This is a genomic window from Diaphorobacter sp. HDW4A (genome assembly GCF_011305995.1).
In the GTDB taxonomy this organism is placed as follows: domain Bacteria; phylum Pseudomonadota; class Gammaproteobacteria; order Burkholderiales; family Burkholderiaceae_C; genus Diaphorobacter_A.
In genome coordinates this window covers 5,377,450-5,391,956 of the sequence record NZ_CP049910.1, presented here as the reverse complement: position 1 = coordinate 5,391,956, position 14,507 = coordinate 5,377,450, and the positions used below count along the sequence as shown (strand labels likewise).

General features: G+C 63.6%; 13 protein-coding genes. 6 read left to right on the top strand and 7 right to left on the bottom strand.

The window, feature by feature from the left end; translation table 11 throughout:
• Positions 1-48: 48 nt before the first annotated feature.
• Genes G7047_RS24625 through G7047_RS24610 form a run of 4 tightly spaced genes read left to right on the top strand, consistent with a single transcriptional unit; the run spans position 49 to position 4,108 of the window.
• Complete coding sequence (locus G7047_RS24625) at positions 49-1,617, top strand: ABC transporter substrate-binding protein (protein ID WP_166310938.1); 1,569 nt, start codon at positions 49-51, stop codon at positions 1,615-1,617.
• Positions 1,617-2,936, top strand: coding sequence for an acyl-CoA thioester hydrolase/BAAT C-terminal domain-containing protein (locus G7047_RS24620; RefSeq protein WP_166310936.1), 1,320 nt, complete (start codon positions 1,617-1,619; stop codon positions 2,934-2,936). The genes G7047_RS24625 and G7047_RS24620 overlap by 1 nt, the downstream gene beginning before the upstream one ends.
• A gap of 15 nt (positions 2,937-2,951) precedes the next feature.
• On the top strand, positions 2,952-3,494 hold the full coding sequence (locus G7047_RS24615) for a CMD domain-containing protein (protein WP_166310934.1): 543 nt from the start codon (positions 2,952-2,954) through the stop codon (positions 3,492-3,494).
• Positions 3,491-4,108: a peroxidase-related enzyme gene (locus G7047_RS24610; RefSeq protein WP_166310932.1), complete on the top strand. Its 618-nt coding sequence runs from the start codon at positions 3,491-3,493 to the stop codon at positions 4,106-4,108. The genes G7047_RS24615 and G7047_RS24610 overlap by 4 nt, the downstream gene beginning before the upstream one ends.
• A 52-nt stretch (positions 4,109-4,160) precedes the next feature.
• Here the strand turns inward: G7047_RS24610 and G7047_RS24605 are convergent, their stop codons facing one another.
• Complete coding sequence (locus tag G7047_RS24605) at positions 4,161-4,781, bottom strand: LysE family transporter (protein WP_166310930.1); 621 nt, start codon at positions 4,779-4,781, stop codon at positions 4,161-4,163.
• A gap of 66 nt (positions 4,782-4,847) precedes the next feature.
• Between G7047_RS24605 and G7047_RS24600 the strand changes: the two genes are divergently transcribed.
• On the top strand, positions 4,848-5,795 hold the full coding sequence (locus G7047_RS24600) for a LysR family transcriptional regulator (protein WP_166310928.1): 948 nt from the start codon (positions 4,848-4,850) through the stop codon (positions 5,793-5,795).
• Between the two features lie 7 nt (positions 5,796-5,802).
• On the opposite strand, the gene G7047_RS24595 is transcribed toward G7047_RS24600, so the two are convergent.
• A complete protein-coding gene (locus G7047_RS24595) occupies positions 5,803-6,288 on the bottom strand; it encodes an NUDIX hydrolase (RefSeq protein ID WP_166310926.1) in 486 nt (161 codons plus the stop codon).
• A gap of 180 nt (positions 6,289-6,468) precedes the next feature.
• Between G7047_RS24595 and G7047_RS24590 the strand changes: the two genes are divergently transcribed.
• Positions 6,469-8,940 (top strand): penicillin acylase family protein, encoded by a 2,472-nt coding sequence (locus G7047_RS24590; protein WP_240939253.1) that lies wholly within the window; start codon positions 6,469-6,471, stop codon positions 8,938-8,940.
• A 193-nt stretch (positions 8,941-9,133) separates the two neighbouring features.
• On the opposite strand, the gene G7047_RS24585 is transcribed toward G7047_RS24590, so the two are convergent.
• From G7047_RS24585 to G7047_RS24565, 5 genes are all read right to left on the bottom strand, one after another.
• Positions 9,134-9,667 (bottom strand): GNAT family N-acetyltransferase, encoded by a 534-nt coding sequence (locus G7047_RS24585; RefSeq protein WP_166310924.1) that lies wholly within the window; start codon positions 9,665-9,667, stop codon positions 9,134-9,136.
• The gene (locus G7047_RS24580) at positions 9,667-10,371 is read right to left on the bottom strand and encodes a riboflavin synthase subunit alpha (RefSeq protein ID WP_166310922.1); all 705 of its coding nucleotides are present in this window, start codon (positions 10,369-10,371) and stop codon (positions 9,667-9,669) included. Before G7047_RS24580 ends, G7047_RS24585 begins: the two co-directional genes overlap by 1 nt.
• A 72-nt stretch (positions 10,372-10,443) precedes the next feature.
• On the bottom strand, positions 10,444-10,911 hold the full coding sequence (locus tag G7047_RS24575) for a bacteriohemerythrin (RefSeq protein ID WP_166310920.1): 468 nt from the start codon (positions 10,909-10,911) through the stop codon (positions 10,444-10,446).
• Between the two features lie 415 nt (positions 10,912-11,326).
• Positions 11,327-12,703 (bottom strand): esterase-like activity of phytase family protein, encoded by a 1,377-nt coding sequence (locus G7047_RS24570; RefSeq protein WP_166310918.1) that lies wholly within the window; start codon positions 12,701-12,703, stop codon positions 11,327-11,329.
• A gap of 78 nt (positions 12,704-12,781) precedes the next feature.
• Positions 12,782-14,497: an NAD(P)/FAD-dependent oxidoreductase gene (locus G7047_RS24565; protein ID WP_166310916.1), complete on the bottom strand. Its 1,716-nt coding sequence runs from the start codon at positions 14,495-14,497 to the stop codon at positions 12,782-12,784.
• Positions 14,498-14,507 lie beyond the last annotated feature (10 nt).

Genomic DNA, 14,507 nt, shown 5'->3' with positions numbered 1-14,507 from the left:
AGTCGCATTCAAACCTTTCAAAGCATCTCGAATTTCAAGGAGTCAGCCATGAACAAAGTCCTTCTTTCCACCCTCACCGCCGCGCTGCTGTCGGCCGGCATGGCCGCGCATGCGGAGAACCTGAGCATCGGCTTCGCGGACCCGCTGTCCTCGCTCGATCCACAGCTGAACAACCACGCGGGTGACCGCTCGGTGGCGCTGCATTTTTGGGATCTGCTCGTCGAGAACAAGTGGAACAAGCTGCAACCGGGCCTGGCCGAAAGCTGGAAGAACCTCGACCCCACGACCTGGGAATTCAAGCTGCGCAAGGACGTGAAGTGGCACGACGGCAAGCCCTTCACCGCCGACGACCTGATCTACTCATACACGCGTGGCAAGGGCGTGCCGGGCAGCGTCGCGACCTATGCGGGCTACCTGCGCACCATCGAATCGATGACTGCCAAGGACGCCCACACGCTGATCGTCAAAACCAACACGCCGAATCCCGATCTGCCGCTCAACCTCGCATCCGTGCATGTGGTGAGCAAGCATGTGGGCGAGAAATCTTCGACTGAAGACTACAACTCCGGCAAGGCCATGGTCGGCACAGGCCCCTACAAGTACATGTCGTACACGCCGGGCGACCGCGTGATCATGGAACGCAACGACGCGTACTGGGGCCAAAAGCAGCTCTGGGAGAAGGTCAACTACCGCTACATCAACAACGCCGCCGCGCGCACCGCCGCGCTGCTCGCGGGCGACGTGGACGTGATCGACAAGGTCTCGGTGTCCGACCTCACCAAGCTCAAAAACGCCGCCAATGTGAGCGTGTATCCGTACGACGGTCTGCGCGTGATGCTGCTGCAGCCGAGTTTCAGCGCCACGCCGAGCCAGTTCATCACCGACAACGCTGGCAAGCCGCTCGCAAAGAACCCGCTGCTCGACCAGCGCGTGCGCCAGGCACTGAACCTCGCGATCAACCGCGACGCGATCACCAAGCGCATCCTGCAGGACGCCGCGACCGAGGCCAATCAGTGGATGCCCAAGGGCACCTTCGGCTACAACCCCGACGTGAAAAACATTCCGTTCGACGCCGCCAAGGCCAAGAAGCTGCTGGCCGATGCTGGATTCCCTGAGGGCTTCAAGCTGACCATGCACGTGCCCAACGACCGCTATCCGCAGGGCCCAGAAACCGCACAGGCCGTCGCGCAGTTCTGGACACGCATCGGCGTGAAGACTGCGGTGGAAGTCGTGCCATGGGCCGTGTACTCGGGCCGCGCCAACAAGAACGAATATGCGATGAGCATGCTCGCCTGGGGCAACGGCACGGGCGAGGCTAGCTACGCGCTGGTGAACGTGCTGGCGACCGTGGACACCAAGAAGGGTCTGGGCGCATCGAACTGGAGCCGCTACAGCAACGCCGCCGTGGACAAGGCGCTCGCCGAATCCACCGCCGAGTTCGATCCCGCCAAGCGCGAATCCATCCTGCGCCAGTCGGTGAAGGTGGTCTCGGATGACGCGGGCATCATTCCGCTGTTCCACTACAAGAATATCTGGGCCACCAAGAAGGGCCTGAAAGTCACCCCGATGACCAGCGACCGCACGGCCGCGATGATGGTCACCAAGGTGGCCAAGTAATGAGTGCGCTGCAAATCACGGTCACGCCCGCAGACGGGCTGATCGACGAGCCGCGGCGCATCGTGGTGAGCGGCGCCAAGCCCGGCGCGCTCATCGAGATCACCGCCGAGACGGTGCGCAGCGGCGTGACGTGGCAGAGCCATGCAAGCTTTCTCACCGGTCCTGGCGGCAGCATCGACCTGACGCAGGACGTGGCCGCCGAAGGCAGCTACGGCGGCATCGATGGCATGGGCCTGATCTGGTCGCAGTCGCCCGTCAACTCGAAGAGCCGCGAGCTGTTCAACCAGCCTGTGGCCGATGCGCTCGTCACCACTCTCAGCGCGCGCGGCAAGGACAGCCCGCAGCCACCCGCCGTTGCCACGTTCACGCAGCGACTGGCGGCCGAGGGCGTAACGCGCCGCGAGGTGCGAGAAGACGGTCTCGTCGGCACGCTGTACCTGCCTGCGAGCGAAGGTCCGCACCCGGCGGTGATGATTCTGAATGGCTCGGGCGGCGGCTTCAACGAGCCACGCGCGGCGCTCTACGCATCGCGCGGCTTCGCGGCGCTGACGCTCGCCTACTTCAAGGCGCCCGGCCTGTCGGACTACATCTCCAACACGCCGCTGGAATACTTCCAGAAGGGCCTGCAGTGGCTGCGCAAGCATGTGCAGCCCAAGAACGACTTCGTCGCGGTGAGCGGCCAGTCGCGCGGCGGCGAACTGGTGCTGCTGCTCGGCGCGACCTTCCCCAAGGAGGTCAACGCCGTCGTCGGCTATGTGCCGAGCGCTTACGTGCACAGCGGCCAGAACGCCTGCGACCCGACCGTCGGCCGCGAAGGCCCGACTTGGCTTCTCGATGGCAAACCGCTGCGCCACTGGTGGGAAGACAATCGCACCGCAAGCTGGAAGCCATTCGACGAAGGCCCCGCACCGCATCGCCACGACCGTGCGATGCGCACCGCGCTGCAGGACCCCGAGGCCATCGCCAAGGCCCGCATTCCGGTAGAAAACATCGCAGGCCCGGTGATGCTGCTCTCGGGCACGGACGATGGCTCGTGGCCGTCGAGCACCTTCTCACAGATCGTGCGCGACCGGCTCGCCGAGGTGCAGCATCCGCACGCGGTGCAGTGGCTCGACTTCGAGGACGCGGGCCACTCTATCCTGTTCCCGTTCGTGCCGACCACGCAGCATGTGTATGCGCATCCGGTTTCCGGCATGGTGAGCACGAGCGGCGGCAACAACAAGGACAACGCACGCGCCGACGCCGAATCCTGGCCCGCCGTGCTGCAGTTTCTGCGCGATGCGGTCAACACGCATGCCCAGAGCAAGCAATCAGATTGAAGAAGGAGCGTGTGCATGGCAGACCAAACCACCACTTACGACGTGGCCGATGACCTCGTCGACCGCATCGTTGGCCTCAAGCCCGGCAGCCGCACCTACGAGGTGCGCCATCAGCGCGAGAAGGTCGCCGCGGCCACCCAAGGCAGCTACGACGCGCTGTTCGACACATCGCTGGACAAGGACATCTCGCTCACCGAGCGCCTGCTGGTCGCGCTCTACGCCTGCAGGCTCACGCCCGCACCGGAGCTTGCGACGCACTACCGCGAGCGCCTGATCGCCGTGGGTTGCGATGCGGCGCTCGTCGAGATCGCCGACCGTGGCGAGCCCAAGGACGTGGCCGACACGCGCCTGGCCGCGATGCTGCAGTTCACGCGCACGCTGATCGAAGACCCCGTGGAAGGCGACAAGGCCGCGCTGCTCGCGCTGCCCGCCGCCAGCATGAGCACGCCCGCCGTGGTCGCGCTGTCGCAGCTGATCGCTTTCCTGTCGTACCAAGTTCGCCTCGTCGCCGGTCTCAAGGCGATGAAGGCATCTGAACAAGAGGAGGCCCACGCATGAGCACGCCCGCCGTTTTCAAACCCGCCAAGCTGATCCAGTCGCACGGTTTCACCAACGAATCGCTCGAATGGGATGCGTGGCTTGACGTCGTGGAAATCGACAAGGCCACGCCCGCGCAGATCGCTGTGTTGGAGGAAAGCCACCCCAAAGCCAAGACCAGCGACTACTACCTGTTCCTTGTGCACCAGGCCGAGATCCTGCGCCAGCGCTCGACCGCGTTCAACGCCATCATGTATGCACCCGGCGGCCTTTCGCGCGCCGAGCGCGAACTGGGTGCGACCGTGGTCTCGCGCATCAACGGCTGCGTGTACTGCGCGTCGGTGCACGCGCAACGCTTCGAGCAGCTCGCCAAGCGCGCCGACGTGATCGAGCAGGTGTTCGACGAACCACGCACGGCCGGAACGACGGCGCGTGAAAAGGCAATCAGCGAGTTCTCGGTGAAGATCACCGAGAAGCCTGCCGAGCTGGCCGCCGCTGACATCGATGCGCTGAAAGCCCAAGGCCTGAACGACGGCGAAGTGCTGGACCTGCTGCACTCCGACGCGATCTTCGCCTGGGCCAATCGCTTGATGCTGAATCTGGGCGAGCCGATCTTCCCGGACACTTCGGCATAAGAAGTTTGTATCGCATGAGGTAGATCGGAGCCTCAGTGCCGGTCTACCCGATTCATGTGTTGCGCGAGACCGCCAGCGCCAACCCAAGGCTCACGAGCACGGCCCCGAACACCCGGTCGATCCAGTGCCGCACCGCCAACAGCCGCTCGCGCACCGAGGCGGCGGAGAAGCAGCAGGCCACCACCGCGAACCAGAGCAGGTGGGCCACCGAGATGAAGCTGCCGTAGGCCAACTGCACGCCCAGCGGCGTGGCGGGCTGTACCACCTGCATGAACAGGCTTACGACGAACACCGTGGTCTTGGGATTCAGCGCATTGGTGAGAAAGCCGGTGCGCAGCGCCGCCCAGTCCGAGGGCGGCTGGGTGACTTTCTGCGGCAACTTCGCGCCAGGTTGGGCACGCAGCATCTGCACACCGATGTAGATCAGATACAGCGCACCCAGCAGCTTCACGATGTTGAACAGCAGCAGCGACTGCTGCATGAGCAGCCCCACACCGAGCAGCGTGTAGGTCACATGCACCCAGACTCCGAGAGCGATGCCCAGCGCGGTGAGCACGCCCGCGCGTCGCGAGAGCATCAGCGCGTTGCGCGAGACCATCGCGAAATCCGGCCCCGGGCTGATCACCGCCAGTGTGGTGATGGTGATGGTGATGACAGTGAACCATGCATTCATCGCGCAACTCTTCTCTTGTTTGTTAGACGACTGGATCGTATGAGTGACAGGGTGCACAATCAAACGATGAATTCTGACCATGATGGTGAGTTGGACTCACCAATGTTGGCTCAGCGCATGCCGTCGCTGAATGCACTTCGCTGCTTCGAGATGGCTGCGCGGCTCGAGCATTTCGGGCGCGCAGCCGATGAGCTGCATCTGACGCATGGCGCGATCAGCCGGGCCGTTCGTGCGCTCGAAGAGGATCTTGGCATCGCGCTGTTCGAGCGTCGCAGTCGGCGTGTTTTCCTCACCGATGCGGGACGCGAGCTGGCGACCGCCGTGCGGGAGGGCATGGAGCGCATGCGCAGCGCCTGCCAGCGGCTGCGCGCGAGCGCGGCCGATGGGCAGCGACTCACACTGTCGTGCGAGCCGACGCTGCTCATGCGCTGGCTGCTGCCGCGCTGGCCGGTGTTTCTGCGCAAGCTGGCAAAGTCGCATCCGCACGCGCAGGTGCATCTGGTTGCGGGTGGTGGTGCGTTCTCGTTCAGTGGAGGCATCGATCTCGCGATTCGCCGCGACGATTTCGCATGGCCGCCGTCCGCCATGCATGCGGATGTGCTTTTCGCCGAACGCATCGGTCCGGTCTGCCGCACCGAGCAGGTGGCACGCTGGTTCACGCAGAAGCAGCTGCTGCGCACCAACGCGCCGCTGCTGCACACGCGCACCCGGTCGGACGCTTGGCGCACCTGGTCGCAGATCAGCAGGCAGGCGCTGCCACCGCAGACCAGGGCGCAGGCAAATTCGCAGGTCTACGAGCACTTCTATTTCAGCCTGCAGGCAGCGATTGCAGGCCTTGGCGTCGCCATCGGGCCCGAGGAGCTGGTAAGGGACGATCTGCAAAGCGGCGTGCTCAGCGCGCCGCTCGGCTTTGTCGAGGATGGCTCACGTTACTGCCTGCTCGCGCCCGCTGCGGCGGCACCCGACAGCGTGCACGCACTGCTGCTAGGCTGGCTGCTCAAGCAGGCCAGCTGATCGAAATTCAGGTAGGTGACTTGTAGACGCTGTCGTGCGTGTGGACCATTTCGAGCGGGTAGCGCTGGCCGTTCAGGTAGTCCTCGATGTTCTGGACCACGAACGGGCTGCGGTGCCGCGCCCGGGTGAACTTGATCTCATCGAGTGTCATCCACACGGTGCGCACGATGCCGTCGTCAAGGGATCGCCATTCGTGATGAACACCCACCTTGCCGCAGAACGCAAAGCGCATATAGGTGATGTCGTCGCCGGTACGAGTGCGCACGAAGCGGTTCATGTAGATGCCTACAAGAGCTTCGGGCACGAAGTCGTAGCCCGTCTCCTCCAGCACCTCGCGAACGCAGGCCTGCACAGGCGATTCGCCGGGGTCGAGATGTCCAGCGGGATTGTTCAGGCGCAGACCATCAGCGGTGTCCTCTTCAATCAACAAGAAATGACCATCACGCTCAATGACGGCTGCTGCGGTAACGTTGGGCTTCCAGCGATTTGGCATGCGCGCATTATGGCTGGGGTGATTTACAAGCCCCGGAGGCATGTATGGAAACACACACTTGATAACAAATTGCCGCGCAAACCCGTATTTCTTGCCAGCGGCGCGCATTGGAGCATGGTTCCGCCTTACAACGGCGATCAGTCGCTCACCAGACAGCGACATCACACCAAGGAGACTCCCATGCAACGCCATCCCGCGCCCCCCTTCACCATGCACCCGCCGCGACTCGCCGCCCTGCTCGCGGTGGTCCTCGCCGTCACGGGTTGTAGCTCGATCTCAACGTCCACCAACACCCGGCAGGCCAAGCTGACAGCGCTCGAGAGGCCCGCCGAGGTGCTGATCGACCAATGGGGCGTGCCGCACATCTATGCCGCATCGACGTACGATGCCTTCATCGCCCAGGGCTACATGGCCGCGCGTGACCGGCTGTGGCAGATGGACTTGTGGCGCAAGCGTGGGCTCGGCGAAATGGCGGCGGATTTCGGCGCCTCGTGGGTGGACAGCGACAAGGCCGCGCGCGCCGTGCTGTTCCGTGGCGACATGTACCGCGAATGGCTGGCCTACGGCTCCGATTCCAAACGCGTGGCCGAGGCCTTCGTTGCCGGAGTGAACGCCTACGTTGCCGAGGTCAAGGGAGATCCCGCGCTGCTGCCGGATGAATTCAAACTGCTCGGCTACCAGCCCGCGCAATGGGCGGCGGAAGATATCGTGCGCATCCGCCACCATGGCCTCACGCTCAATTTCACCAGCGAGGTGGACCGCGCCCAGGCCTTCTGCGACGGCAAGTCCAACGGCGCGCGCGTCGATTGGCTGCGCCGCGAGCTGGTGCCAGACGTGAAGCCGCAGGTGCCCGACGGCCTCAATGTCTGCGGCCTGCCGGGCAAGGAGCTCAAGGCCGCCTATGCGCTCGCCACCGCAAGCCCCAAGTTCACCAAGGACAACGTCAAGGTGCTCGCGGCGAACACCACGCCCGAACAGTTGCTGGACCTCTCCGCCTCCACATTGAACGTGGCCGACGCCAACACCATGGCCAGCTACGGCAGCAACAACTGGACCATCGCGCCATCGATGACGACAACGGGCCGCCCCATCCTCGCCAACGATCCGCACCGCGCGCATGGCGCACCCAGCCTGCGCTACATCTCGCACATCTCGGCGCCGGGCATGGACGTGATCGGCGCGGGCGAGCCGTTTCTGCCGGGCATCTCCATCGGCCACAATGGCCGCATCGCGTTCGGGCTGACACGCTTCTACATGGATCAGGAGGACCTCTACGTCTACGAGACCTTCCGTACCAACGAGCGCGAATACAAGTACCAGGGCCGCTGGGAGCCAATGACCAAGGTGACCGAGCTCATCGTCGTCAAGGGCGAGAACGCGCCGCGCAAGGTCGACAACTGGTACACCCGCCACGGCCCGGTGCTGGTCACCACCAAGGGCCGCGCCTATGCGCTGCGCGCCGCGTGGCTGGACTACGGCATGGCGCCGTACTTCGGATCGATGGACTACATGCGCGCCCAGAATTTCGACCAGTTCCGCGCCGCGATGAACCGCTGGGGCGCGCCCGGCGAGAACCAGGTCTATGCCGACAGCAGTGGCAACATCGGCTGGATTCCCGGCGGACTCACTCCTATCCGTATCAACTGGGACGGCCTCATGCCCGTGCCCGGGGACGGCCGCTATGAATGGTCGGGCTACCGCAACGGCGATGAGCTGCCATGGGAATACAACCCGAAGCGCGGCTATGTGGTGACGGCCAACGAGAACAACGTGCCGCCCGATCATCCGCTGTACCAGAAGGGCATCGGCTACGAATGGAGCGATTCGGCGCGCGCGCAGCGCCTGCATGCCCTGTTCCAGCAGGCAGCCAAGGATGGAAAGAAGCTCACCGTGGCCGACTCAGAAGCCTGGCAGACCGACATCGTCGCTGTGCCCGCACAGCGCCTGCTCAAGCTGCTCGCGCCGCTGGAGAGCGACGACGGCCAGATCGCCGAGGGCCTGACGCTGCTCAAAAACTGGAATGGCACCATGTCCGCCAACAGTCCGGCCGCCGCACTCTACGAAGTATGGAGCAACGCGACGCTCAAGAAGGCGGTGAGCGACAAGCTGCTCGCACCCAACGAACGCGCCTTCGCCAAGGACACCAGCGCCACCCGCATGATCGCCGTGCTCGAAAACCCGCAAGGCTGGATGAGCCCCGCCGACCGCGACAAGCTGCTGCTCTCGTCCATCGCCCCCGCCATGCAATGGATGCAGGACAAGCGAGGCGCCGATGCGCTCAAATGGAGCTGGGGCACGCTGCACCAGGCCAACTTCGTCCACCCCCTCGCAGGCGTGGTCGACGACGCCACCAAGAAGCGCCTGAACGTGGGCGCAGGCGGCGTAGGCGGCTCATGGGCTACGCCCATGGCCACGAGCTACAACCCCGACACCTACCAGCTCACCTCCGGCGCATCGTTCCGCATGGTCGTCGACGTAGGCCAATGGGACGCCTCACGCGTGGTCAACACCCCCGGCCAGTCGGGCAACCCGGCCAGCCCGCATTACCGCGATCTGGCCAGCACCTGGGCCGAAGGCAAGTACTTTCCCCTGACCTATTCGCGCAACGCGGTGGAGAAAGTCACCAAGGAAAGAATCACGCTGACGCCGTAAGACAGGAAAAAACAGGGGAAGGAGAAAAACCGATGACTCTTCAAACGACACATCATGAAGAGTTCAGAGCACTTGATCTCTCCCCACAACGGCAATACAGCCCTTGAGACGCGACGCAGAGCCGCAGACAGTATGTCGATACGGCAAGGCTCTGCAACAAAGTATCAAGGGCTGTATTGCCGCCTCAAAACGATCAACTAATCGAAGCCAAAGGCGTCGTAAAACCCAACCCAGCAAGCATATAAACAGCATCATCGCCGTAGCTGGCGAGACATTGCTGCTGTTGAAGATCGGTCAACGGGTGCAGCACGTAACCCTGTCGCGCCCAATAGGATTGCGATCCTTGCACGGACACCAATCCGGAATAAGGCAATTGCGCATCGCGTGCGATCTCCCGCATGCGCTGCAACAGAAGATGCGCCAGCCCCTGCCCCACATATTCGGGATGCACGGCCATGTCATGCAGATACAGCGTATCCGGCGCGCTCACCACGCCAAAGTCCCCATGCAACGGCGTGACCTTGCCGATGCAGCTGCGATAAGCGGCGAGATAAGCGCACACCACGCCTTCGGTTTCGAGCACCAGCGAGCAATGGGCCGCACTCGCAATGCGCCGCGAGAACACATCCGCGCCCTCGACATAAGCCTCGCCATAGCAGGCGCGCTGCACCCGCAGCAAGCCCGGCAAATCACCAAGCCGCAGCGGGCGCACAGTCCCGTCAATCATCACTTGGGCAGCATGGGCGACTGCACGAAATCCTCTAGCGACAGGCCCTTTTCCTTGAGGATCGCCTCAAGCACCGGCTGCAGTTTGCCGAGGCTCTCCCGCACGGTCTCGCGCACGGTATCCACCACCACCTGCGTGCTGCGCTCGATCTCGATGTTGAGCGCATCGCCCGCCTTCTTCGCGGCGAACACCGTGGCGCGCAGCGTCTCGGGGATCAGCCAGATCTCGAACCAGCCCTCCTGGCGGTTGACTTCGGCGACGGTCAGGCTCGCGCCGTGGATCGCGATGTAGCCCTTGGCGAACACATAACGGCGAAATTCCTCTGGCACGGCGACACGCCAGACCACGTTGTTCTCCAGATGCCGCACCTCGGCGAGCGTCGCGCGAAAGTCGATGTGGCCCGACAGCGGATGCCCGCCGATCTCCGCCCCATCCTTGGCCGCGCGCTCTACGTTCACCCGGTCGCCTTGGCCGTAGCTGCCGAGCGTGGTGATGTTCAGGCTCTGCAGCATCACGTCGAAGTTGGCGCGCGTGGGCGAAACCAGCTCGGTCACCGTCAGGCATACGCCATCGGTCGCCACGCTCGCGCCGATCTCGAGGTCCTGGCAGAAACCTTCGGGAAACTCGAGCGTGAACGTGCGCAGCCCAGCGCGATCTTCGATGGCGGCGATGCCCGCCGTGGCTTGAACAATACCGGTGAACATGGGGGAAAAGAGAAAAATGAAAAGAAGAGGTTCAGACCAAGCCGAAGCCTCGATTCTGCCACCCCTGCGGAGTCAACCGCCTTGGCCGGACATTGGCAACGATTCGCTCTTCAGACTGCTGATGTTGCGTTTGATGATCACCGGCTTGCCGCCCAGACGGCTCTTGTTGACCCAGTGCACCAGCGCCGAATCCAGATGCTGCGAGTGCTTGGGAAACCAGTTCACCAGCTCCGCGATCAGATCACGGCACAGCGCCACGTTACCAGCCGCCAGCTCCGCCTCGACCTCCAGCGCCGACTTCAGCACCGCCGCATGCTCGTCCATATGGCACTGGCGCGGCGGAAACTCGGTCTCCACCATCATCCGGTCCTCCGACTCGAAATGGCGGCGCAGATGCGCCAGTAGCGGCACATACAGATCCGGCAGAGCCTCATCACTCGCCAACTGCGCGGCCCGCGCCACCGTGACGAATTCCTCGTGCATAGCGTCCACCGCCGGATGTCCCAGCAGCAGATCATCTTCCCATTCAATCGTGGTCATGGGGTCTCCAAATTTGTAGTGATTTCTGCCGCAACATGTACAGCCCAATCCCCAAATTGTAGAGGTCCCCGCACCAAGACAGCGGGCCACCGAAGCGAAACGAGCGTTCGATTCAAACACCACAACGGCAAGACAGCCCCTCAGGCGCGACGCAAAGCCGCAGGCAGTACACCTGTACGGCAAGGCTTTACAACAAAGCATGAGGGGCTGTATTGCCGCCCACAAACGATTAACCTTCGCCGCCAAAGGCGGCGTACAACCCAAAAACCAAACCAAAAAATCCAACCAAAAAAAGCCCCCACAAACAAAGATCTGTGGGGGCCAAGTTGCTCTCTACCTTTGCGCACGCTGCAGCACGATCCTCTGCCGCCTCTGCAGCGCTGGCTTCGAGTTGTCTTTCAACTCCCGACAAAAATCACTTGGCGCGCAGAAACTCCCCCACTTCCAGCAGCACCAGCTCGTTGTCATCCTGCTTGTTCGGATCGCGGCTCGAGCTGTAGGGCAGATTGTTGTCGTTACCCACCACGATGTGGTTCGCATCGACCACATCCACATCCTCGATCGTGAAGAACGGGAACTTCAGCACGCCATCGGTGAGCGGCTTCTTCGCGAGCTTGTTCGGGTCCTGCAGATTCAGCAGATCGATGTAGCCGATCTTGCGCAGCTCGCCGCCCGCATTGGCATCGGTCAGCTCGACCTTGTAGACACGCTTGAACTTGGCCACATCGTCAAAGCAGTCCTTGCGCTTCTCCCCTTGCGGGCAGGCCTTGTCGGCCGTTCCCTCGCTGTTGTCACGCTCGATGATCAGCCCCGTGGTCTCGTCGATCATGTTGAAGTCACCAATCGCGTGGTGGTTCGCCTCGAGCAGATATTTCCAGTGGCGGCCGGTCCATTGTTCGGACTTCACATCGAACTCCAGCACGCGCAGATACTGCTTGCCGTCGATGCTCTCATAAGCCTTGCCGTCCTCGTTCCACAGCGGCCCTTCGAGCAGCGCATAGAGCTTGCTGCCGTCCTTGGACGCGGCCATGCCTTCATAGCCCTTGGAACGTTTGACCTGGAAAGCCGCCATCTTCGCGTCCGGCGCACCGGGAGCGACCATGCCGGGCGCATCGGGCGAGCGCACCAACTTGCCGTCGACCTTGGTCTCGAACACGCCGAGCACCTTGCCGTTCAGATCGGCCTTGATCAGAAACGGACCAAACTCCTCACCGATCCACAGCGCGCCACCGGCGAACTGAAAGCTCTCGGGATCAAAATCCGCGCCCGTCAGGTAGCGCTGCTTCGTGCCTTCCTGAACGATGCGAAACGGCACCTTCTTGTCCGGGTCATGCAGGAAAACGGTCTTCAGACGATTGAATTGGCCGCTCTTGAAGTCCACCTTGTAGTGGTTCAGATAAAGCATGAAGTCCGGCGAATTCGCCTTGGCGCCCGCGCCGTTGTCGGTCAGGATCCAGAACGAGCCGTCGGCCATGCGCTTGATGCCCGAATGGCCCTGCAACGGCTGGCCCTTGAAGGGCAGCGACACGCCGGTCGGGCGGCCATTGGACTGGCCCTCCACGCTGCCCGCCTTCTCGGCGCGCTGGGCGGTGGTGAACTTGCCGCTCATCTGCAGATCAGCCGGAGCGTCCTTGGGCGACGCGACAAAAGACTGCGCGGGCAGTACCGCATGACCGGCGAGCGTGGCGTTGAAGACTTGAGGCTGCTGTTGCTGAGCATTTGCCGTGGTGCTTGCGCCGAGGATGGACAAGGCCAGCAAGGCACAGGCGGCGACGATCTTGGTTTGGTGCATCGAAATGTTTCTCCGAAAGAATGGGCGAAACGATGCCAGCGGCCCATGACAAGCCTGTGAATATTCACCAATGGCGCTTCACGCGCCGCGCAACTGCATCGCCGTCAACGCACCCGCGCCCCAGCCGCGCGTAAAGGCCTCTTCAAACACCGAATAGCCCGACCAATCCGCGTGCGCAAAGCTCAGGCGGCCGCTGGCGGGTGTGGGCGTGAGTGGCACCCTCTCGCCATTCGACAATGCGAGTCGCTTGCCTTGAATTCCCGCCATGCCGATGCGGCCGAGCAGCGCCTGATCGCCCGGCACGGGGATGGACATGGCGTGCCCGTAGCGGGTGATTTCCATGCGTGTGGCGCGCTGCGCGAGGTCCGGGTGCGCCTGCGAGAGCGAGGCGATGATCGGGTCGCGCCAGTAGGTCCAGGGCTGCTCGGCCAGCAGCTTGCGAGCGTCGGGCAGGTCGCCGAGCGCCTGGTAGTAACTGAGCACCGTGGGTGCGGGGCGCGGATCGAGCCGCTGGTGGCTGGCGTCAACATAGCCGAGCCCGCCGGGCACGGCGTCGGCATACAGCACGTTGTCCCACGACGGCGCAGCGCCCGCGCGGTCATCGAGCGGCGCATCCACGTGGATGTTGGCCACGAGCCAGGGGGCCCATTGCATGCGCTTTGCGGCCTGCTGCAGAAAGTCAGGCGCGGACTGGATCACGCGCGCAGCAAGAAACACCGGCAGCGCCACGATGCATTGCCCGGCCACCCAGCGCTCAATGCGATCCGTCTCGGCGACATGCACATCGACCTCCACCGCATGGCGGGTCTGCGCGATGCGAATCACGCTATGGCCGGTGCGCAGTGGCCCCTTGGCGGCCAACGGCGCGGCGAGCTGCTGGCTCAGCCAGCCATTGCCCTCGGGCCAGGTGAGCACGGCGTCGCGCTCGTCCTCGCCGATTTGCTCTTCGCTCGGTGCATGAAAGCCGTGGCGGCTTGCAAAATAGGCGATGCCCGACCACGCGGACACCCGCGCCGCACTCGCGCCGTAGTCGTCGCGGCAGGCGTAGTCGAGATACCAGTGCAGATGCGGATCACCAAGGCCGTGCGTCGCCAGCCACGCGTCGAAGGTGATCGCATCGAGCGCCGCATGCGACGCTGGCAAGCCACCGTGGCGCATCCACGTTTTCATGGTCGGCATGGTGAATGCGGCCGCGCGCGACTGCTCTGCCACCAGTTCGGAAAAGCGCCGGTACTGCTGCAAAGTGCCCGCGCCCACCTCCTGCATCGGCAGCAGACCTTCCTGCCACTGACCATTGAAAAACAAACGCTCCTGCGGGCTGTGGCACAGGCTCATCTCGTCGTATTGCCAGCGGCCCGCAACGCGCTTGCGCAGGCCGAGTTCTTCGAGAAAGTCCTGCACCTCGCTGGCATCGTCGCCGGGCACGGGCAGGTAATGCGCACCGAGCGGGCAAGATATACCCTTGATGCTGCCGCCCTTGCTGTTGCCACCGGGCCGGTCTTCGAGCTCAAGCAGCACGAAGTCGTCCACACCCGCCAAACGCAACGCGCGCGCCGCAGACAGCCCCGCGATGCCGCCACCCGCGATCACCACGCCCGCGCGGTGCGTCACGCTCGGCGCGAGCGCGTCACCACCGCGCTTCAAACGATCCCGCAGCGCGTGGCCGCGATCGATGTTCACGCCGGTGAAGCCGCCTTCCAGCTCATTGACGCGCGCTTCGCATCCGGCCAGCAGCGAGCCGCCGACCAGCGCCGCGCCCGACAGCATGAACTCGCGGCGAGAGAATGGCGACATCAGCGTTGCC

What these genes read in the sequence shown, in the direction of transcription:
- G7047_RS24620 (WP_166310936.1), top strand. Translation starts at nt 1,617, where the DNA reads ATGAGTGCGCTGCAAATCACGGTCACGCCCGCAGACGGGCTGATCGAC.
- G7047_RS24565 (WP_166310916.1), bottom strand. Translation starts at nt 14,497, where the DNA reads ATGTCGCCATTCTCTCGCCGCGAGTTCATGCTGTCGGGCGCGGCGCTG.
- G7047_RS24605 (WP_166310930.1), bottom strand. Translation starts at nt 4,781, where the DNA reads ATGAATGCATGGTTCACTGTCATCACCATCACCATCACCACACTGGCG.
- G7047_RS24590 (WP_240939253.1), top strand. Translation starts at nt 6,469, where the DNA reads ATGCAACGCCATCCCGCGCCCCCCTTCACCATGCACCCGCCGCGACTC.
- G7047_RS24615 (WP_166310934.1), top strand. Translation starts at nt 2,952, where the DNA reads ATGGCAGACCAAACCACCACTTACGACGTGGCCGATGACCTCGTCGAC.
- G7047_RS24610 (WP_166310932.1), top strand. Translation starts at nt 3,491, where the DNA reads ATGAGCACGCCCGCCGTTTTCAAACCCGCCAAGCTGATCCAGTCGCAC.
- G7047_RS24595 (WP_166310926.1), bottom strand. Translation starts at nt 6,288, where the DNA reads ATGCCAAATCGCTGGAAGCCCAACGTTACCGCAGCAGCCGTCATTGAG.
- G7047_RS24625 (WP_166310938.1), top strand. Translation starts at nt 49, where the DNA reads ATGAACAAAGTCCTTCTTTCCACCCTCACCGCCGCGCTGCTGTCGGCC.
- G7047_RS24575 (WP_166310920.1), bottom strand. Translation starts at nt 10,911, where the DNA reads ATGACCACGATTGAATGGGAAGATGATCTGCTGCTGGGACATCCGGCG.
- G7047_RS24600 (WP_166310928.1), top strand. Translation starts at nt 4,848, where the DNA reads ATGAATTCTGACCATGATGGTGAGTTGGACTCACCAATGTTGGCTCAG.
- G7047_RS24570 (WP_166310918.1), bottom strand. Translation starts at nt 12,703, where the DNA reads ATGCACCAAACCAAGATCGTCGCCGCCTGTGCCTTGCTGGCCTTGTCC.
- G7047_RS24585 (WP_166310924.1), bottom strand. Translation starts at nt 9,667, where the DNA reads ATGATTGACGGGACTGTGCGCCCGCTGCGGCTTGGTGATTTGCCGGGC.
- G7047_RS24580 (WP_166310922.1), bottom strand. Translation starts at nt 10,371, where the DNA reads ATGTTCACCGGTATTGTTCAAGCCACGGCGGGCATCGCCGCCATCGAA.